Here is a 19,552-nt window from a genome sequence, read left to right on the forward strand (position 1 = left end):
TCCACCTTTCCCCTGTTCTTCCTTCCTCGTGTCAGGTTGTCGGCAATGCCTTTGGGGTCTTGCCGCGTTGTTTACATCCGAGGAACTTTGACGTGAAAAGACAGATTTTGAGCCGTCTGACACCGCTGGCCTTGGCCATGGCGGCCTTGCCGGCCCTGGCGGTACAGTGGCAAAAGACGGAGCAGCCGCTGTTCGACCAGGCCACTGCGGTGCAGGGCGCCAAGAAAGAGGCCTTGAAGGCCGGTGACACCCTGCCCAACCGCTATATCATCGAGCTCCAGGCCAGCCCCTTGGCCCGCCTGGCCGATGCGCCCCGCACCAAGGGGGGCCGTATCGACCTGGCCAGCAGCCAGTCGCAGGGCTATCTGGCACAACTGCGCCATGATCAGAACCAGGTTGCCAGTGCCCTGACCCGCCAGTATCCCGGCGCCAAAGTGACCCAGCGCTTCGACACCCTTTTCAATGGCCTGGTGGTGCAGGGAGAAAACCTGGACCCGGCCAGCCTCAAGAGCATCAGCGGCGTTAAAAGGGTCTATCCCGATCGGCTGATGGTCGCCAGCTACGACGCTTCACTGCCATTGGTGGGGGCGCCCGCCGTCTGGGAAGCGGTCGGTGGTACCAACCTGGCCGGTAAAGGGATCAAGGTCGCGGTGATCGACAGCGGCATCCGCCCCGAAAACCCCATGTTCGCCGACGCCGGCTATACCGCGCCCACAGGGTTGCCTGACAACGACTACTGCCACACAGTGGATGCCAGTTTTTGTAACAACAAATTGATCCTGGCCCGCAGTTACCCGGCCCTGGCCGAAGCCAGCCCCAATGAATACAAAGACTCGCCTCTGGGATATGACAGCCATGGCAGCCATGTGGCCGGTATTGCCGTGGGCAACCCGGTCAGCCTGACCCGCAACGGTGCCACTTTTGACGTTGCCGGCGTGGCTCCTGGGGCCTACCTGATGGTGTACAAGGCCCTGTTCAGCGATGGCGAGCATGCCTATGGCGCCACCTCCAGCCTGATGCAGGCCCTGGTCGATGCGGTTAACGACGGCGCCGACGTCATCAACAACTCCTGGGGCGGCGGCCCTGGTGGCGATCCTGCCGATTCTCCCTACAGCACCCTATATAAAAGTGCTGAAGAGATGGGGGTGGTGGTGGTGACTGCCGCCGGTAATGACGGCAACAGCGCACAAACCATAGGCTGCCCGGCCTGCTCCGAGTCCGGCATCACTGTGGCCAACACCCAGACAGGGCGTGTCTTTGCCAACGCTCTGACCGTGGACGGCAACAGCTACGACAGCCTGGAGGGGGGCACTGTCGCCCTCAGCGGCTTGGACCAGGTCAGCCGCAGCGGCACCCTGGTGTCGGCGGCAGTAGCCGTGCCAGCCAATCCCTTGGCCTGTGACAGCTACAGTGCCGGTACCTTTAATGACCAATGGGTGCTGGTTGATCGCGGCGAATGTACCTTTGATGAAAAGGCCACCAAGCTGATTGCAGCCGGTGCCAAGGGCCTGGTAATGGCCAACAACGACGCCAACGCCCCCTTTGCCGCTTACGCCCCCTCGGCTTCGGTGCCCCTGGTCATGGTCAGCAAGGCGGACGGCGAGTTGCTTACCACCAAGCTGCTGTCGGGAGGCCTGGCGGTCAGCGTGGCGGCTAGCCAGCACATCGTTTCCCAGTCCCAGTGGCTTGACGCCATGAACGACTCCTCTTCTCGGGGCCCCAATGGCGACAGTCGTGTCCTCAAGCCAGACCTGGCCGCTCCAGGAACCGACATCATCTCTGCTGCCTCCCCCGACACCATGGGCCAGTTTGCCAGCCTGACAGGTACCTCCATGGCTAGCCCGGCCGTGGCCGGTGCCGCTGCCCTGGTGAAGGCGGCGCACCCGGACTGGAGCGCTGTGCAGGTGAAGGCGGCCCTGACCACCACGGCCAACCCCCAGGTGAAAGACGATGATGGCATCAGCAAGGCGACCCCCTTTGCCATGGGCGCCGGCCGTCTGGATGTGGCCTTGGCGGTGCAGGCTGGCCTGAGTGTTGCCCCGGTTTCCCTGGTAGACAGCAACTGTGTCATCGATTGTGAACTGAGCTTCAATGCCCAGAGCCTGGCTGGCGCCGCTGTTTGGCAGGGCAAAGTGACCTTCGACAACCCGGCCGTCATCGCCAGCTTGGATACTGGGGAGAGCGATCCTTCCCAGCTGACCCTGACTGCCGGCGGCAGCCAGAAAGAGGTGACGCTCAAGGTGGACACCGCCAGCCTGGCCAAGGACAGTTGGTACTTCGGTGCCGTAACCTGGCAGGACAAGGCCGGCCAACACCCCGATGCCCGTATGGCGGTGGCCATCTACAACGGTAGTCAGTCTCAGGCCAAGGTGTTGACCATGAGCCAGGGTAGCGAGCTGGGTCTGGGGAACAGCCAGGCTGGGCAACTGGTGTTTACCAACAGGGCGGGCAATAGCTACACGGATCTGACCATGACGGTCCCCCCCGGCCTCTGGTTTGATGGTGCCCCCAGCCAAAGCAGCAACTTCAGCGGCATCCTGACCCGGGATCCCGGCAAGGGCACCCTGAGTTTCTTCGGCAATGTCAGCCCCGGTGACCTGGAGGTCAAGACCGTTCCGCAATGGGTGGAAGATCTGCCCAGCCTGTCGACAGTCCCGGAGGCGTCGGGTTTTGCCTGCAGCAGCAATTGTGACGACGGCAGTGCCTTGGTCACCCTGGCGGGCGAGAACAGCTTCGCCTTCCTCGATATCCAGGCAACCGCTGTTGATATTTCCTTCAACGGCTACCTGGCTTTCAACGGCGCCCGCATCGCCGGCCAAAATATGCAGTTCCTGCCCAGCGAAGCGGTCACCGGTGCCCTGCTGGCGCCTTTCTGGGGCGATCTGCGGATGAACGCCGACAGCCGTCTGTACAGCGCCGTGCTGACCCAGGACGGCAGCCAGTACCAGGTCTTCGAGTGGTACAAAATGGCCGACTACCAGGATACGGCCGGTGCCAAGCCGTACAGCTTCCAGGTGATCGTCAGCAACACCGGCGGCCAAGTCTATGTCCACTATCTGGATCTGAGCGACCTGCCGGACTACCTGGTGACCGGTGCCCAAGACAGTACTGGCCTGGTCGGTGTCAGCCTCTATGCCAGGGGCTCCGGCCAGGCGTCTGGCACCGCACCCACCAGCAACAGCGCCTACCTGTTTCAATACCAGCCGGCCGGCAAGCTGGTTATCGACTACAGCCTGGCCGCTGCTCCCCGTAGCTTGGCCATCAGCCTGGAGCAGGACAGCAGCACCAGCCTGGACCTGACCCAGGGCCTGGTGCAGGGCAAGCTGGTGGTCAATGCCGAGGTGGACAACCTAGTGCAGTCCAACAAGGCCTCCAGCCTATGGCAGGTGGAACCTCAAGGGGCCGTGACCGCCCTTATTGCCACTCAGCCTGCCCAGGGCACTGCCAACCTGGATGGCCAGGGTAAGGTGACCTACACCCCCAAAGCCGGCTTTAGCGGCAGCGACCGGTTCGGCTACCGCCTGACCGACGCCAAGGGCAACACCAGCCTGGAAGGCCAGGTCAGTGTCACCGTTACGGCGGTGGGTACCACCACCCCTGACCCTGACACCGGCGGTAACGGCGGTACCACTGAACAGCCCAGCTCCGGCGGTGGCGGCGGTGCCTTGGGCTGGTTAGCCCTGCTGCTGGTGCCCCTGGCTTGGGGCCGGCGCCGCCGGTACTGAAGCCAGCAATAAAAAAGGCCCCTTCAGGGGCCTTTTTGTTGGGCGATGTCAGTGGGTGCCGTCCGCTGCCTGGTTGGCGCCGGCGAAGAGGCCGGCGATATCCACGGCGTCAAACTGGTAGCGCTTGCGGCAGTACTCGCAGTCCATCTCCAGGGTACCGTTGTGCTCGGCCAGCATGGACTCGGCTTCGGCCTGGCCCAGGGACACCAGGGCGCCTTCACAGCGTTGGCGGGAGCAGGTGCAGCTGAAGCTGACCGCCTGGGGGTCGAACAGGCGCACTTGTTCTTGGTGGAAGAGCCGGTGCAGTACTTCTTCGGCCTCAAGACCAAACAGCTCTTCGGCCTTGATGGTCTCGGTGAGGGTGGACAGATGCTCGAAGTCCTGTTCCACGTCATGGCCAGGCAGCACCTGCAGCATCATGCCGGCGGCCTTTTCGCCTTCGGCAAAGAGCCAGAGGCGGGTGGGCAGCTGCTCGGAATTGGCGAAGTAGCCTTCCAGCACCTGGGCCAGGGTATCCCCTTCCAGGCCCACTACCCCTTGGTAGCGCTCGCCGTCTTTGGGGGTAATGGTGATCACCAGGTAGCCCTGGCCGACCATGTCAGCCAGGGTGCCGTCCGGCACCTCGCCCTGGTAGCGGGCCACGCCGCGCAACACCTGCTGGTGGTTGCCGTTGATCACCAGCAGGCTGACGGGGCCGTTGCCCTGCAGCTGCACTGTGATCTCCCCTTCGAACTTGAGGGTGGCGGTCAGCAGGCTGGTGGCCGCCATCAGCTGGCCCAGCAGGCGCTGGATAGGAGCAGGGTACTGGTGGTTGGCCAATATGGCCTGGAAACTCTGGTCGAGCTGAACCAGTTCGCCCCTTACCTGGGCGTCTTCAAAAAGGAAGCGATGAAGCTGATCTTGGGCCATGAGCGGGTCACTCCTGATGCTTGAAATCTCTCAGCTGCCGGCGCTGTTTTTTGTCCGGCTTGGTGTCGGGGTGCGGATTGTACAGGGCATTGAGCTTTCGTGCCTCGGCATTTTTGGCTCTCTTTTCGACGCTCTGGGGGGTTTCTTCGTAGAGCTGCTGGGCCACAGGGGCGGGGCCACGTTGCTCGGACAAGCCCAGCACCAGCACTTCCCGCTCGTCGCTACCGGACCAAAAGCGCACCAGGGCGCCCAGCTCCACTACCTTGGCGGCCTTGACCCTGTTGCCGTTGTAGTGGACCTTGCCCCCTTCCACCTGGGCCCGGGCCAGGGAACGGGTCTTGAAGAAGCGGGCCGCCCAGAGCCACTTGTCCAGGCGAACTTTTGGGTCACTTTGCTTGTCTGTCATAGGCACCTTCGTTTTACTGTGCCCATTATGACCAAGTTGCCCATGGATTGCAGGGGCTGGAGGCGAGTTGCAAGAGGCCGGGCTATTGCAACTTGGTCGTCATATTGAGACCTTAGCCTAGGGAGGCCCAGGCCACCGTTGCATTTACATCTGCCTTAGTTTTAACTAGCTGCTGCAGTTAACGTTAAGATCGAATTTGACATACTTTCTTCACATTCTCTGTGCCTTATTACGATTAAAAAGGGGTCACAGCCCACACCAGGGACAGGTGGATTCCAGGGGGCTGTTATAACAATGAATACCGAATTGCTTCTTGAGCGTGCCTCGGATTGGGCACGGCGCTTGCCCGAAAAAACCTTGCAGCGCTTCCTTACCCTCATCTTCAGCATGGTGGCCTTGTGGCTGCTGGCAGGGCTTTGCTGGCAACTGGCCACCCCTGTACCGCCTGTTGAGCGCTGGCAACCGTCCCAGGCCGGCCAGGGTGAGTCCCTGGACCTGAGTGGCCTGTCCGCCCACCCCTTGTTCGGCATTGCCGCCCCGGAGCAGCAGGCGCCGGTGCAGGAAGTGGTGGACGCGCCCGAGACCCGCCTCAAGCTCAAACTGAGCGGCCTGGTGGCCGAAAGCCACACCGGTAGTGGCGTGGCCATTATCGAAAGCCAGGGTAGCCAGCGGGCCTACCGGGTCGGTGACGACATCAAGGGCACCTCCGCCAAGATCAAACGCATCCTTTGGGACAGGGTGCTGCTGGACAACCGCAACCAGACCGAAGCCCTGATGCTGGACGGCAAGGAATACCAGCCCCTGGCCAGGCCTGCCCCGGTACCGGCCGGCCGCCGCCCGGCACCGACCTCGGTCAGCGCGGACCAGGTCAGGGACAGCCTGGCCGCTGCCAAGGCCAACCCGGCCTCCATCAGCGAGTTGGTGCGTTTCTCCCCCTCCCGCCAGGACGACAGCCTTGTCGGCTACCTGGTGGCACCCGGCTCCAAACCGCAACTTTTCAACAGCCTGGGCCTGGAAAAAGGCGACCTGGTCAAAGCCATCAACGGCTATGACCTGACCGATCCGGCACAGGCCATGGATATTCTCAGTCAGCTCGGCACCCTGGACAGCCTCGCCCTCGACATAGAGCGCGGCGGCCAGGCCATGAACCTCAGCATCAGTATCGAGCAATGACCGCCATCAAGCATAAAGGAAGGACTATGGCCAAGAATCACGGCGTCAAGCCGACACTGGCGGCGGCCTTGTTGACGGCCCTGTTGGCGGGCAGCCCCTTGCTGCCGGCCCTGGCCGCAGAAAGTGGCGAGCCTGCCACCTACTCGGCCCAGTTCAGGGACACCGACATCAACGAATTCATCTCCACCGTTTCGGCGGTGCTGAAGAAGACCATCATCGTCGACCCCTCGGTGCGCGGCAAAATCGACGTGCGTTCCTATGACCAGATGACGGCCGACCAGTATTACGGCTTCTTCCAGAACGTGTTGGACGTCTACGGCTTTGCCGTGGTGGAAATGCCCAACGGCGTGCTCAAGGTGGTCAAGGCCAAGGACGCCAAGACCGGCGCCATACCGGTGCTGGAAGACAAGGCTGGGGAAGCCGGCGGCGACGAGATGATCACCCGGGTTATCCAGGTACACAACGTGCCGGTACGGGAACTGTCGCCGTTGCTGCGCCAACTGGTGGACAACGCCGGGGCCGGCAACGTGGTCCACTATGACGACTCCAACGTGCTGATCGTCACCGGCCGTTCCGGGGTGGTGGACCGCATCGACCAGATAGTACGGCGGGTGGACAAGGCCGGCGACCAGGAAGTCAAAGTGGTCAAGCTCAAGTACGCTTCGGCCAACCAGGTGGTGGATATCCTCAACGATCTCAACAAGGGGTCGGGGAGCGCCAACCAGAACAACAATAATCCCCTGGCCGTCAAAGTGGTGGCGGACGAGCGCACCAACTCGGTGCTGGTGTCCGGTGAGGCCAAGGCCAGGGCCCGCATCGTGCGCACCATCGAAGAGCTGGACACCAACCAGCAGAACACCGGCAATACCCGGGTTATCTACCTGCAATACGCCAAGGCCAAGGACCTGGTGGATGTGCTGCAAGGGGTGTCCGACTCCATCCAGGCCGAGGACCAGCAAGGCCAGGCCCAGGCCAGGTCCAGTACCCGTAACCGCCAGCAGGTGTCCATCAAGGCCCACGAAGAGACCAACTCCCTGGTGCTGACCGGCCAGCCTGACCTGCTCAGCAACCTGGCCAATGTGGTGGCCCAGTTGGATATCCGCCGGGCCCAGGTCCATGTGGAAGCGATGATCGTCGAGATTTACGACGGTGACGGCACCGACCTGGGGGTGCAGTGGGTGTCCAAAGATTACGGCCTGCAGCAGTTCTCCAACGGCAACTTCCCCAGCCTCACCCAGATTGGCGCCGCCGCCCTGGCCGCGCAGGGAGAGGACGGCACCACCACCACAGTGGTCAATCGGGACGGTTCCACCACCACCAGTTCCACCCCTGACACCCAGGGTGACTACAGCCTGCTGGCCCAGGTGCTGGGCAGCGTCAACGGTGCCATGTGGGGGGTGATCAAGGACGACTGGGGCGCCGTTATCCAGGCGGTCAGCACCAACACCAAGGCCAATATCCTGTCGACCCCCTCGGTCACCACCCTGGACAACAAGGAAGCGTCCTTCGTGGCCGGTGAGGACGTACCGCTGTTGACCGGCTCCACCGCCAGCGACTCCAACTCCAACCCCTTCCAGACCATAGAGCGCCAGCAGCTGGGTGTGAAACTCAACGTCACCCCCCAGATCAACAAGGGCGATACGGTACAGCTGGAGATCAAGCAGGAAGTGTCCAGTCGGGCCGGTAACACCGCCGTGGACATCACCCTCAACAAGCGGGAAGTGAACACCACAGTGCTGGTGGAAGACGGTGACACCATAGTGCTGGGAGGCCTGATTGACGAGGACGTCCAGGAATCCGAGTCCAAGGTGCCGCTGCTGGGTGACATTCCCATTATCGGCCACCTGTTCAGCTCTACCTCCACCTCCAAGCGCAAGCGTAACCTGATGGTGTTTATCCATCCCACCATAGTGCGGGACGCCGACACCCTGCGCGAGCTGAGCCGCCGCAAGTACAACCTGATGCACCGCCAGCAGGAGAAGCGCCGGGAAGACGGCATCAGCCTGATGCCCTTTATGGATCCTCCCGAGCTGCCGCCTTGGGATGACAACCTGGCCCGTCCTCCCAGCCTGGAGGAGTACCTGGAAAAGCAAGCACGTGAGCAAAAGGATGACTGAACCAAGCCTGCAGCTCGAAGAAGAGGCCCTGGCCCAGGAGGCCCAGCAAGAGCTGAGCCCCGAACAGGAGCTGGCCGCCGGCCGGCTGCCCTTCGCCTTTGCCAAGCGCCACGGGGTGCTCTTTACCGAAGGGCACCTCTACCTGCGAGAGGGGGCCAAACCCCAGGCCTTGCTGGAGGCCTGGCGTTTCCTGGGGGAGGCCATTGGCCCCACGCCCCTGTCCGGCCACGATTTCGAAGAGCAACTGGTGGCCGCTTACCAGCGTGACTCCAGTGCTGCCCGCCAGTTGATGGAAGACATCGGCGCCGACCTGGATCTGAACGCCCTGGCCGAGGAGCTGCCCCAGACCGAGGATCTGCTGGACTCCGACGACGACGCCCCGGTGATTCGGCTGATCAATGCCCTGCTGTCGGAGGCTATCAAGGAAGGGGCCTCGGATATCCATATCGAAACCTTCGAGCAAGCCCTGGTGGTGCGTTTTCGCATCGACGGCGTGCTCAAGGAAGTGCTCAAGCCCAGCCGCAAGCTGGCCAACCTGCTGGTCTCAAGGATCAAGGTCATGTCCCGCATGGACATCGCCGAAAAGCGGGTGCCCCAGGATGGCCGTATCGGCCTGCGTATCGCCGGCCGGGCGGTGGACGTGCGGGTGTCCACCATGCCGTCCAACCACGGCGAACGGGTGGTGCTGCGTCTGCTGGACAAAAACGCGGTGCGCCTGGACTTGGAAGACTTGGGCATGGCCAAGGCGGTGCGCGGCCAGTTCGAGGCCCTTATCCGCAAGCCCCACGGCATTATCCTGGTCACCGGCCCAACCGGCTCCGGTAAATCCACCACCCTCTATGCGGGGCTGTCGGAGATCAACTCCAAGGACCGCAACATCCTGACCGTCGAAGACCCCATCGAATATGACCTGGAAGGCATAGGCCAGACCCAGGTCAACCCCAAGGTGGACATGACCTTCGCCCGGGGCTTGCGGGCCATACTGCGCCAGGACCCGGACGTGGTGATGGTGGGGGAGATCCGAGACCTGGAAACGGCGCAGATCGCCGTGCAGGCGTCCCTGACCGGCCACTTGGTGCTGTCTACCCTGCACACCAATACCGCCGCCGGCGCCATTACCCGCCTGGAGGACATGGGGGTTGAACCCTTCCTTATTTCCAGCTCCCTGCTCGGGGTGCTGGCCCAGCGCCTGGTGCGCCGCCTCTGCCCCCAATGCCGTGAGCCCTACCAAGCCAGCAAGGGCGAGCTGGAGCTGATGGGGGTCGAGGAAAAACATCTCACCCTGTTCCACCCCAAGGGCTGCGAACACTGCAACATGACCGGTTATCGCGGCCGGACCGGCATCCACGAGTTCATCATCATCGACGAGAAACTCAGGGAGCTTATCCACAACGGCCGGGGCGAGCAGGCCATCATCAAGCAGGTACGCAAGTCGGTACCCAGCATCCGCGACGACGGTTTTGCCAAGGTGCAGGCCGGTGTCACTTCCCTTGAGGAAGTGCTGCGGGTCACCCGGGAGGATTGATGGCGGCTTTCGAATACGTCGCCCTGGACGCCAAGGGCAAACAGAAAAAAGGCCTGCTGGAAGCGGATACCGCCAGGGCGGCCCGGGTGCTGCTGCGGGAACAGGGGCTGATGCCGGTCAGCCTGGAAGCCAGCGCCCAGAAGGAAAAGGCCCAGGCCCAAGGCAAAGGTGTGGGCTTTGGCCAACGTATCTCGGTGCCGGATCTGGCCCTTATCACCCGCCAGCTCTCTACTCTGGTGCAATCGGCCCTGCCGTTGGAAGAGTGCCTCAAGGCGGTGGCGGAACAGACCGAGAAGCCGCGCCTCAAGCGCATCATTATGGCGGTGCGCTCCAAGGTGGTGGAAGGCTATAGCCTGGCCGACTCCATGGCCGAGTACCCCCATGTATTTGACGACCTTTACTGCGCCATGATCAGCGCCGGGGAAAAGTCCGGGCACTTGGACACTGTCCTCAATCGCCTGGCCGACTACACCGAGCAGCGCCAGGCCATCAAGCAGAAGGTCCAACAGGCGATGATCTACCCCATCATCCTGACGGTGGTGGCCATAGGGGTTATCAGCCTGCTGCTGGCCACTGTGGTACCCACTGTGGTGGGGCAGTTTGACCATATGAATGCCGCCCTGCCGGCCAGTACCCGCTTTTTGATTGCCGCCTCCGACTTTGTCCGCAATTGGGGCCTGTTGGTGCTGGCGGCGGCGGTGCTGGCGACAGTGGTCTTTCGCCGTGCCATGCGCCAGGAGCGCTTTCGCGCCAAGGTCCATGGCCTGCTATTAAGAACCACCGGCCTCGGCAAGGTGGTGCGGGGGGTCAACACCGCCCGCTTTGCCCGCACCCTGTCCATCTGCAGCGCCTCTTCGGTGCCGCTGCTGGAAGGCATGCGCATCAGCGGCGAGGTGCTTACCAACGACGTGATGCGCGTCGCCCTGCGGGACGCCACCACCAAGGTCCGGGAGGGCAGCAGCCTGCGCCAGGCCCTGACCCAAACCAAGCTGTTCCCGCCGATGATGCTGCACATGGTCGCCTCTGGGGAGAAATCCGGTGAACTGACCCAGATGCTGGAGCGGGCCGCCGACAACCAGGACAGGGAGTTTGCCAACCTGGTGACAGTGTCCCTTGGCATCCTCACGCCGCTGATGGTGGTGATGATGGCCGGCATTGTCTTTTTTATCGTGATCTCTATCCTGCAACCCATTCTGGAAATGAACAATATGGTGGCCTGAGCCGCCAAGGAGCCGTAATGAAAAGCAAGCAACAGGGTTTTACCCTTATCGAAATCATGGTGGTGGTGGTGATCCTGGGAATGCTGATCGCCATAGTCGCCCCCAATGTGCTGGGTAACAAAGACAAGGCCATGGTGCAAAAGGCCATTGCCGACATCAACGGCCTGGAGTCGGCCCTGGAAATGTACTACCTGGACAACAGCCAGCTGCCCAACACCCAGCAGGGGCTGCAGGCCCTGGTGGAAGAGCCGGTACCGGCCCCCCGCAACTACCGCCAAGGCGGCTATATCAAGCGCCTGCCCACAGACCCTTGGGGCAACGACTACATCTACATCAGCCCCGGCGAGCACGGCCGTTACGACCTGTTCACCCTGGGCGCCGACAACCAGGAAGGGGGTGAAGATCTCAATGCCGACATCGGCAACTGGAACATCAAGGACTTCCAAAAATAATCATGTTGCCGCGCCGCGCCGCCGGCTTCTCATTGCTTGAGTTGCTGGTCGTCCTCTTTGTCATCGGCATGATGGTGGCCATGGTCAGCCTGTCTTTTGGCGGCCAGAGCGATGGCGTGGCTCTGGACAAGGAAGCCCTGCGTTGGCAGGCCCGCTTTGCCCTGATGCACGACGAGGCGATCATGCGCGGCGAGGAGCTGGGGCTGAAGTTCGACCAGGAAGGGGGCGTTGAGCCCATGCGTTTTGACCCGGACGCCCCGGCGCCGGGGTATGAAGACGACCCCGAAGGGCCCAAAGGAGCCTGGAAGGCCCTGGACGACGACGGTGTCCTGAAGAACTGGCACAGCGAGCCCGGTATCCATGGCGCCTTGCGCCTGGAGGGGTTGTCCCTGGGCCAAAGCCTGATCCCCGATGACGCCTTCGAGGTGGAGGGCAGCTCCCAGGAGCGGGAAAAACGCCTGACACCGCACCTGTTCTTCCTGTCGTCCGGGGAGTTTTTGCCCTTTGAAATCTGTTTTTTCAAGGTAAAGAGCGAGGCCCTGGCAGGATTGCTGGATTTTAGCCGGGAGAGCCGAGAGCGCAGCATCCTGGCCAGCAATGACCCCAGCCAGGTGTTGAGCCGCTGCGTCCAAGGCCATGCCAACGGCTACCTGGACAGGCCCGACAGCAGCGATCTCAGTTGGCGCCAAGGGGAACTGAGCTGGTGAAGATGCGCGGTTTTACCCTTATCGAAGTGCTGGTGGCCATGGCCATCTTCGCCCTGTCGGCCATTGCCGTTATCAATGCCACCACCAATGGGGTGCGCAGCCTGTCCATCCTGGAAGAAAAGACCCTGGCCGACTGGGTGGCCAGTAATAAGCTCAACGACGCCGAGTACAGCGAGCTCAAGGACGGTGCCCAAGGCACCGAAACCCAGGCCGGGGTGGAATGGCATTGGCGGGTAAAACGCCTGAAAACCGAAGATAAAAGCTTTTTCGCCCTGGAGGTGACAGTGTCGCGCAACAGCGACCTGAGCCACCCAGGGGCGGTGCTGCGCCGCTATTTCGAGGTGCAGTCATGAGGCCGGCGCCCAGGGTTATCCCCCGAGACCTTGTCCGAGGCTTCACCCTGATCGAGGTGCTGGTGGCCATGGCCATCTTCGCCCTTCTGGCCGTGGGGGCCTACCAGGTGTTGAACCAGGTATTGCAGGCTGACAAGAGCAGCCAGGAAAAGTCCGGGCGCCTGGCCGAACTGCAACAGGCGATGCTGACGGTGGAGCGGGATATGCTCCAGCTCACCAGCCGCCAGGTGCGTTTCCCCGGCGGCGACAAGCAGGCCAGCGTCTTCAAAGGCGGCCCCTTCCTACTGGACTCGGAGGACGACGGCATCCTCTTTACCCGCCGGGGCTGGCAAAACCCGGCGGCCATGCTGCCCCGTTCGGAAGTGCAGCTGGCCGCTTATCGCCTCAAAGAGGGCAAGCTGGTCAAGGACTACTACTTCTATCCGGACCCGGACGTAGGGGTGGAACCCCAGGAACAACCCCTACTGGCCGGTGTCGACGCCTTTAAGGTGCGCTACTACGACGGCAAGGACTGGCAGGAAAGCTGGGACGCGGCAGCGCTGCCCAGGGCCATAGAGCTTAAGTTAAAGCTCAAGGACTTCGGCGAGCTGAGCCGCCGCTTCGCCGTCCCCACCCCGGACAAGGACGACAGCAGCGGGGAGGACAAGTGAACCAAAGGCAAAGGGGCGTGGCCCTCATTACCGTCATGCTGATCCTGGCCATCATGGTGGTGGTGGCGGCCGGTATCGGCGGCCGTCTGGGCATCAATATCCGCCGTACCGGCAACCAGATCGGCCAACATCAGGCCTACTTTTATGCCCTGTCCGGCGAGGCCTTTGCCAAGCTGGCCCTGCACCGGCTGCTAAAGGAAGAAGACGGGGAGCTGAACCTGAGCCAGGACTGGGCCAAACCCCAGGCTTTCCCGGTGGAAGGGGGCAGTATCAAGGGCCAGATCCGCGACGGCCACGGCTGCTTCAACCTCAACAGCCTGCAAGGGGACAACGACCAGGACCGCCAAAGTCATCGCAAGGCCTTCCAAGCCTTGCTGGAGGCCCTGGAAGTGGACAGCTTCGAGGCGGAAACCGTCAGCTATTCCCTGGCGGACTGGCTGGACGATGACAGCCGCCTGGATGCCAGTTTCGGCGCCGAAGACGCCGAATACCAAGGCCGGGAGTTTCCCTACCTGGCGGCCAATGGCCTGATGACGGATGTGTCAGAGCTGCGCATGGTCAACGGGGTGACGGCGGCCATCTACCTCAAGGTGCGGCCTTATGTCTGCGTCTTGGACGACAACAGCTTTGAAGTGAACGTCAACACCCTGCCCAGTGACAGGGCGGCGGTGCTGGCCGCCGTGCTCACCCCCCTGACCCTGAGCGATGCCGAGGGGATCCTTGGGGCTAGGCCGGAAGAGGGCTTCGACAGCCTGGACCAGGTTTGGGAAGAGCCTGCCCTGGCGTCCTTGCAAGACCCCTTGCCGGGGGCCAAGGAAGCCCTGGTGCTGAAATCTGATCGCTATTTTGTTTCCCTGGAAGGGCGCTTCCAGGACAGGCCCATGTACATGGAAAGTCTCTTGAAGAAAGACGATAACAACAAGCTGACGACGCTGTGGCGCCGTCTGGGAGGACGCTTGTGACCAACACTTTGGTGATCCGCCTGCCCCTGACTGACGACCAGGGGATACCCTGGCTCCATTGGTCTGGCGCCGAACAGGCAGTGCTGGCCAGCGGTACCTTGCCTGGCCCAGAGGCCCTGACAGAGCTGGCCCGCCTGGACGGCCGGCTGTTGGTATTGGTACCGGGTAGCGCCTGCTTTATGGGGTCGGTCAAACAGGCCGGCAAGGGACGACAGTTCCTGCGTGCCGTGCCCTTTGCCCTGGAAGAAGAACTGGCAGACGACGTGGACAGCCTGCACTTCACCCTCAAACCCCAGGGAGAGCAGGTAGCCGCCGTGGCGGTGCGCCATCAGTTGATGGAGCAGTGGCTGGGCTGGTTGCAAGAGGCCCAGCTGAGCCCCTGGAAACTGCTGCCCGACTGCCTGGCTCTGCCTTGGCAGCCCCACAGCTGGTCGGCCCTGGTGCTGGGCCAGGAACTGCTGCTGCGCACCCAGGAGAGCAAAGGGCTTTGCATCGAGGCAGCCCTGGCCGATTGGATAGTAGCCCCACTGGCGGAAGAAACCAGCGGCGGCGGGGTACAGCCGGTGGAAGCCTACGGCGACCTCAGCCTGCCTCCCAACTGCACCCTGACCCACCTGGACGCCGACCTGCCTCTGGCGGTATTGGCCAAGGGCGGCTCTGAACAAAGCCTGGACCTGCTCCATGGCCCTTACCAGCAAAAGCGCAAGGGTAAGGGCCCTTTGAATTTGTGGTGGCCGGCCCTGGCCAGCCTGGCGGCCCTGCTGGTCATCGCCCTGGCCGGCAAGGGGGTGGCCCTGTACCAATACTCGGCGCAAACCCAGGCCCTGGAAGCGCAAATCAAGGCCGACTACGGCCGCCTCTTCAGCGGGGAGCGGCTGGTCAGCGCCGGCAGCCTGAAAAGTCAGCTGCGCGGTAAGCTCAAAAACTTGGGCAGCGGCGCCCAAGAGGCCAGCCTGCTGGCCATGCTCAACGACCTGTCGCTGACCTTTGCCAAGGTCGGCAACATCAAGCCGGACAACCTGCGCTTTGACGCCGGTCGTGGCGAGCTGCGTGTCCTGACCATGGCGCCGGACTTTGCCACCTTCGAACGGCTCAAACAGCAACTGGCCAACCGTTACCAGGTAGAGAGCGGTGGCCAGAGCACGGTGGAAGGGGGCGTAACCGGCACCCTTATCCTGAGGAGCAAAGGATGATCAAGGAATACTGGCAGGCCATGGCCCCCCGCGATCGCCAGGTGCTGACCTGGGCGGCGCCCTTTATGGCCCTTGGCCTCTTTTACTTTGCCATCTGGCAGCCCTTGAGCGGTGCCGAGGAAGCCGCGCGCCAACAGCTACAAAGCCGCCAGGGCGACCTGCAATACCTGCGAGAGCAGGGCAGCAGGCTGCTGGCCGCCAAAGGCGGGCGCCTGGCAACCGGCAGTGGCAGCCTCACCGATAGGGTTACCCGCAGCGCCAACAGCTTCAATGTCCGCATCGCCCGCCTGCAACCGGGACAGGGGGGGATCAGCGTCTGGGTCGATGAGGTGCCCTTCGAGCGCCTGACTCAGTGGCTCACCGCACTGCAATTGAAAGAGGGCCTGAGTGTGTCCCAGGCCGACGTTATTACCACGGGCACACCGGGCATGGTGCGGGTGCGGCGTTTGGAATTGACGGGGGCCTGATGCGGATTATCAAGTGGACCCTGGCAGGGCTGTTGTTTTTCCTGGTGGCCCTGGCCTGGCAACTTCCTGCTGCCCTGGTGCTCTCCCAGGCGCCGCTGCCCCCTGGGGTGGCGGTAAGCGGTGTGCAGGGCACCATCTGGCAGGGCCAAGTGGCCCAGCTGTCGGTGCAGGGGCTGCACTTTGAGCAGCTGCGCTGGCAAACCCGGCCTTGGGCCCTGTTGACCGGCCAGCTCAGCCTGCATCTGTCCAGCCGCCCCGGCGTCAGCCAACTGGGTGGTGACCTGGCGTTGGGACTGGGGGGGGACATCGCCCTGGACAACCTGGTGCTGAAAGTGCCGGTGGCACCCTTGGTGGCGGATATGCGCCTGCCGGTACCCAGCCAGGTGAGCGGCCAGCTGTCGGTGGCCCTGGCCCAGTACCGCAAGGGCGCCCCCTGGTGTGAAGCCCTGTCGGGCAAGGCCCAATGGCTGGATGCCGCCGTGACCAACAATTTCGGTGACTTTGACCTTGGCCGCATCGACGCTGACCTGGCCTGCGACCAGGGCGCCATCACCGCCGTGGTGCGCGACACGCCCCCTCGCCTTGGCCTGGAACTGGAAGCACGCCTGGAAGGGGAAAACTACCAGGTCAGGGGCTTTGCCCGCCCGGCTGACGACCAGCCCAAAGCCTTGAAAGACGCCTTTGCCTTTTTCGGCAAGGCCGGCAGTGACGGCCGTTACCCGGTGCAGTTCCAGGGCCGCCTGCCCAGGTAAGGCCAAAGGCATTCGTCGCATTTCTAAAAAAAATGACGCCCTCATTCGAGGGCGCTTTTTGTTTTGTTTCATTAGTGTTACGGATGTGGGCCCAGTCACAGCAAGGGCTGGCGCCGTAGTACATATTTTCGCCGACTTTAAATCCTTGAATGGGTAACAAATATGACTTTTTTGGGAAATCTTTTTGTAGCGTATTTGTAAAGATTCACCTTTAGGGTTTGCCCCGGATCTGCACTTATCACGTGTTTTCGGGAGAGACCCTTTTATGAACTGCAAGTTTGTAGCCAAGCTCAGCGCCCTGACCTTGGCTTTGGCCATGGCGGGCTGCGGCGGTGATATCAACATCAACGAAAACAGCTCCAACGGCGGTGGCAACCCCTCTGACCCCAATCCTCCGGCCAGCGCCTGCCCTGATTTCGCCACCGAAGGCGCCGCCATTGCCGGCAGCAGCAAGACGGTCTGTGAGATCTCCGGTACTTTCAGCAGCGACCAGACCCTGACCAGCGACATCCTCTGGGCCCTGAACGGCAAAGTGACAGTGGGCGGCGACAACACCGACAGCGCCACCCTGAGCATCCAGCCCGGTACCACCCTGTTTGGTAAATCCGGTGCCGACTTCCTGGTGGTGTCCCGTGGCTCCAAGCTCAACGCCGCCGGTACCGCCGCCGCTCCCATCGTCATGACGTCATTGCAGGACATGCTGGGCAACGTCCAGGCCGATTCCTCCGGCCAGTGGGGCGGCCTGGTGCTGCTGGGTAACGCCGTGACCAACAGCTGCGCCGACGCGGACAACTGTACCGTCCAGGCCGAAGGCGACGCCGGCCCCTACGGTGGCAACAACCCCGCCGACAACTCCGGCGTGCTGCAGTATCTGCAAGTGCGCTACAGCGGCTATGAAGTGCTGCCCGATAACGAACTGAACGGCATCACTTTTGCCGGCGTCGGTTCCGGCACCACAGTTGACCACGTCCAGGTCATGCACAGCTCCGACGACGGTATCGAGCTGTTCGGCGGCTCGGTGAACCTGCGCAACATAGTGCTGCTGAACAACGAAGACGACTCCCTGGACTGGACCGACGGCTGGAACGGTAAGGCCCAGTTCGTTTTTGTTCAGCAGAACAAGGGCGACTTCCATGCCAACCGTGGCATCGAAGGGGACAACAACAAGAACGACAACGGCGCCGAGCCGATCACCCGTCCGGTCATCTCCAACATGACCATCATCGGCAACAACTACGACGGTGACGACGACTCCGAAGGCGTGCTGCTGCGCGAAGGCACCCAGGCCGAGCTGTACAACTTCATCATTACCGGCCCGGCCGGCATGGGTGAGTGTTTCGAGCTCAACAACGATGCCACCATCGCCCAGTACAACGCAGGCGAGATCATCCTGCGCAACTCCATCATCGATTGCGCCGAGCCCTTCAAGGATGCCAAGGACGCCAACGACAACAACCTGACCAACCTGGAAACCTGGTTCACCGACCCGGCCAAAGAGAACGTCCTGGGTGACGCCCAGTTGGGCGGCTACACCCCGGCGGCCACCTCGCCGGCCATCGGCGGCGGCTATGACGTTGCCAACAACGTCGACTCCTGGTTCCAGACCGTCAACTACATCGGCGCCTTCGACGGCACCAACGACTGGACCCTGGGCTGGACCCACGGTATCCACGACGAAGCCCCGGCGCTGGCCAACTGCCCGGCCGGCACCACCCAGGTGGCGTCCGTGTCCGACAAGCTCAACTGCCAGCTGAGCGGCGAGATATCCAGCAACCTGACCCTGCTGGCCGGCGCCGACTACGTGCTGGACGGTAAAGTGGCGGTGGGCGGCGACAACAGCAACTCCGCTACCCTGACCATCGAGCCGGGTGTGCGGGTGTTCGGTAAAGGCACTGCCGACTTCCTGGTGGTCAGCCGTGGCTCCAAAATCATGGCCGAAGGCACCGCTACTGCGCCTATCACCTTCACCTCGGTGCAGGACGTCATCGGCGCCCAGACCGGCACCGGCCAATGGGGCGGCATGGTTATCCTGGGCAATGCCCCCTCCAACCTCTGTACCGACCCTAACAGCTGTGACATCGAAGCCGAAGGTGACGCCGGCCTGTACGGCGGCAACAACCCGGCCGACAACTCCGGTGTGCTCAAGTACGTAGTGATCAAACACTCCGGTTACGAAGTGCTGCCCGATAACGAACTGAACGGCCTGACCCTGGCCGGCGTTGGCTCCGGTACCACAGTCGACTTCCTGCAAGTGCACCAGAGCTCTGACGACGGCGTGGAAGTGTTCGGCGGCAACGTCAACCTGCGCCACCTGGTGCTGACCGGTGAAGAGGACGACTCCCTGGATTGGACCGACGGCTGGACCGGCAAGGTGCAATACGTACTGGTCAAGCAAGACCCGGCCAACGGCCCCGCCAACCGTGGCATCGAAGGAGACAACCAGAAAGCCGACAAGTCTGCCACCCCCCTGACTCAGCCGACCGTGGCCAATATGACCATTATCGGCAACACCTGGGACGGTGACGACGACTCCGAAGGCGTACTGCTGCGCGAAGGGACCTCCGCCAAGCTGCACAACTTCATCATCACCGGCCCGGTGGGCATGGGTGAGTGCCTGGAGTTCAACGGCGCCGAGTCCAACGCCCTGGCTACCGATGGCACCACAGTGATGACCAACTCCGTCATCGCCTGCGACGAGCCCTTCAAGAACGAGACCGGTGGCGTTGACGCCCAGTCCTGGTTCTTGGGTCAAGCCGGTAACAGTACTGCCGCTGCCATGGCCGACGTGGTCAACGGTATCTACACCATCGATACCACCACCCCTGCCGACCTGTCTGCCGACAGCTTCTTCGACGCCACCGACTACATCGGCGCCGTCAAAGCTGACGCCGACTGGACTGCCGGCTGGACCTTTGGCCTGAACAACTAAGCATCAAGGCGC

The 19,552-nt window shown here is 62.5% G+C and carries 16 protein-coding genes; 14 read left to right on the plus strand and 2 right to left on the minus strand.

The genetic code is table 11. From position 1 onward, the window contains the following. Nucleotides 1-92 precede the first annotated feature (92 nt). Entirely contained in the window at nt 93-3,725 is a 3,633-nt protein-coding gene (locus tag B3C1_RS20720; RefSeq protein ID WP_008482562.1) for a S8 family serine peptidase, read from the plus strand. Between the two features lie 48 nt (nt 3,726-3,773). On the opposite strand, the gene hslO is transcribed toward B3C1_RS20720, so the two are convergent. Continuing rightward, a complete protein-coding gene (gene hslO, locus B3C1_RS02070; RefSeq protein ID WP_008482563.1) occupies nt 3,774-4,634 on the minus strand; it encodes an Hsp33 family molecular chaperone HslO in 861 nt (286 codons plus the stop codon). A 7-nt stretch (nt 4,635-4,641) separates the two neighbouring features. Continuing rightward, on the minus strand, nt 4,642-5,040 hold the full coding sequence (gene hslR / locus B3C1_RS02075; RefSeq protein ID WP_008482564.1) for a ribosome-associated heat shock protein Hsp15: 399 nt from the start codon (nt 5,038-5,040) through the stop codon (nt 4,642-4,644). Between the two features lie 294 nt (nt 5,041-5,334). On the opposite strand from hslR, the gene gspC reads away from it, so the two are divergent. The 13 genes from gspC (at nt 5,335) to B3C1_RS02140 (ending at nt 19,540) form a co-directional block, all read left to right on the plus strand. Next, the gene (gspC, locus tag B3C1_RS02080; RefSeq protein WP_008482566.1) at nt 5,335-6,213 is read left to right on the plus strand and encodes a type II secretion system protein GspC; all 879 of its coding nucleotides are present in this window, start codon (nt 5,335-5,337) and stop codon (nt 6,211-6,213) included. Nucleotides 6,214-6,239: 26 nt separating this feature from the next. Beyond that, nucleotides 6,240-8,330, plus strand: a complete 2,091-nt coding sequence (gspD, locus tag B3C1_RS02085) for a type II secretion system secretin GspD (protein WP_008482569.1) — start codon at nt 6,240-6,242, stop codon at nt 8,328-8,330. Further along, nucleotides 8,323-9,855, plus strand: coding sequence for a type II secretion system ATPase GspE (gspE, locus tag B3C1_RS02090; protein WP_008482570.1), 1,533 nt, complete (start codon nt 8,323-8,325; stop codon nt 9,853-9,855). Before gspD ends, gspE begins: the two co-directional genes overlap by 8 nt. Next, the gene (gene gspF / locus B3C1_RS02095; protein ID WP_008482571.1) at nt 9,855-11,075 is read left to right on the plus strand and encodes a type II secretion system inner membrane protein GspF; all 1,221 of its coding nucleotides are present in this window, start codon (nt 9,855-9,857) and stop codon (nt 11,073-11,075) included. Before gspE ends, gspF begins: the two co-directional genes overlap by 1 nt. Before the next feature lie 17 nt (nt 11,076-11,092). Next, nucleotides 11,093-11,527: a type II secretion system major pseudopilin GspG gene (gene gspG / locus B3C1_RS02100; protein WP_008482572.1), complete on the plus strand. Its 435-nt coding sequence runs from the start codon at nt 11,093-11,095 to the stop codon at nt 11,525-11,527. A 2-nt stretch (nt 11,528-11,529) separates the two neighbouring features. Then, nucleotides 11,530-12,234 carry a prepilin-type N-terminal cleavage/methylation domain-containing protein gene (locus B3C1_RS19215; RefSeq protein ID WP_008482573.1) on the plus strand — a complete coding sequence of 235 codons (705 nt, stop codon included), beginning with the start codon at nt 11,530-11,532 and terminating at the stop codon, nt 12,232-12,234. Between the two features lie 2 nt (nt 12,235-12,236). Continuing rightward, complete coding sequence (gene gspI, locus B3C1_RS02110; protein WP_051012869.1) at nt 12,237-12,587, plus strand: type II secretion system minor pseudopilin GspI; 351 nt, start codon at nt 12,237-12,239, stop codon at nt 12,585-12,587. Then, nucleotides 12,584-13,237, plus strand: a complete 654-nt coding sequence (gene gspJ, locus B3C1_RS02115; RefSeq protein WP_008482575.1) for a type II secretion system minor pseudopilin GspJ — start codon at nt 12,584-12,586, stop codon at nt 13,235-13,237. Before gspI ends, gspJ begins: the two co-directional genes overlap by 4 nt. Beyond that, on the plus strand, nt 13,234-14,199 hold the full coding sequence (gspK, locus tag B3C1_RS02120) for a type II secretion system minor pseudopilin GspK (protein WP_008482576.1): 966 nt from the start codon (nt 13,234-13,236) through the stop codon (nt 14,197-14,199). Before gspJ ends, gspK begins: the two co-directional genes overlap by 4 nt. Then, on the plus strand, nt 14,196-15,392 hold the full coding sequence (gene gspL / locus B3C1_RS02125; protein ID WP_008482579.1) for a type II secretion system protein GspL: 1,197 nt from the start codon (nt 14,196-14,198) through the stop codon (nt 15,390-15,392). The genes gspK and gspL overlap by 4 nt, the downstream gene beginning before the upstream one ends. After that, the gene (locus B3C1_RS02130) at nt 15,389-15,859 is read left to right on the plus strand and encodes a type II secretion system protein M (protein WP_008482581.1); all 471 of its coding nucleotides are present in this window, start codon (nt 15,389-15,391) and stop codon (nt 15,857-15,859) included. Before gspL ends, B3C1_RS02130 begins: the two co-directional genes overlap by 4 nt. Then, nucleotides 15,859-16,611 (plus strand): type II secretion system protein N, encoded by a 753-nt coding sequence (locus B3C1_RS02135; RefSeq protein ID WP_008482583.1) that lies wholly within the window; start codon nt 15,859-15,861, stop codon nt 16,609-16,611. The genes B3C1_RS02130 and B3C1_RS02135 overlap by 1 nt, the downstream gene beginning before the upstream one ends. A gap of 265 nt (nt 16,612-16,876) precedes the next feature. After that, a complete protein-coding gene (locus B3C1_RS02140) occupies nt 16,877-19,540 on the plus strand; it encodes a hypothetical protein (protein ID WP_008482584.1) in 2,664 nt (887 codons plus the stop codon). Nucleotides 19,541-19,552: the final 12 nt, after the last annotated feature.

Source organism: Gallaecimonas xiamenensis 3-C-1, from assembly GCF_000299915.1.
Lineage (GTDB): Bacteria > Pseudomonadota > Gammaproteobacteria > Enterobacterales > Gallaecimonadaceae > Gallaecimonas > Gallaecimonas xiamenensis.

Bases quoted from the DNA above. Each gene is read 5' to 3' on its own strand.
- gspF (WP_008482571.1), top strand. From the start codon at position 9,855: ATGGCGGCTTTCGAATACGTCGCCCTGGACGCCAAGGGCAAACAGAAA.
- gspD (WP_008482569.1), top strand. From the start codon at position 6,240: ATGGCCAAGAATCACGGCGTCAAGCCGACACTGGCGGCGGCCTTGTTG.
- hslO (WP_008482563.1), bottom strand. From the start codon at position 4,634: ATGGCCCAAGATCAGCTTCATCGCTTCCTTTTTGAAGACGCCCAGGTA.
- gspE (WP_008482570.1), top strand. From the start codon at position 8,323: ATGACTGAACCAAGCCTGCAGCTCGAAGAAGAGGCCCTGGCCCAGGAG.
- B3C1_RS19215 (WP_008482573.1), top strand. From the start codon at position 11,530: ATGTTGCCGCGCCGCGCCGCCGGCTTCTCATTGCTTGAGTTGCTGGTC.
- gspI (WP_051012869.1), top strand. From the start codon at position 12,237: ATGCGCGGTTTTACCCTTATCGAAGTGCTGGTGGCCATGGCCATCTTC.
- B3C1_RS02140 (WP_008482584.1), top strand. From the start codon at position 16,877: ATGAACTGCAAGTTTGTAGCCAAGCTCAGCGCCCTGACCTTGGCTTTG.
- B3C1_RS02130 (WP_008482581.1), top strand. From the start codon at position 15,389: ATGATCAAGGAATACTGGCAGGCCATGGCCCCCCGCGATCGCCAGGTG.
- hslR (WP_008482564.1), bottom strand. From the start codon at position 5,040: ATGACAGACAAGCAAAGTGACCCAAAAGTTCGCCTGGACAAGTGGCTC.
- B3C1_RS02135 (WP_008482583.1), top strand. From the start codon at position 15,859: ATGCGGATTATCAAGTGGACCCTGGCAGGGCTGTTGTTTTTCCTGGTG.
- gspJ (WP_008482575.1), top strand. From the start codon at position 12,584: ATGAGGCCGGCGCCCAGGGTTATCCCCCGAGACCTTGTCCGAGGCTTC.
- gspG (WP_008482572.1), top strand. From the start codon at position 11,093: ATGAAAAGCAAGCAACAGGGTTTTACCCTTATCGAAATCATGGTGGTG.
- gspC (WP_008482566.1), top strand. From the start codon at position 5,335: ATGAATACCGAATTGCTTCTTGAGCGTGCCTCGGATTGGGCACGGCGC.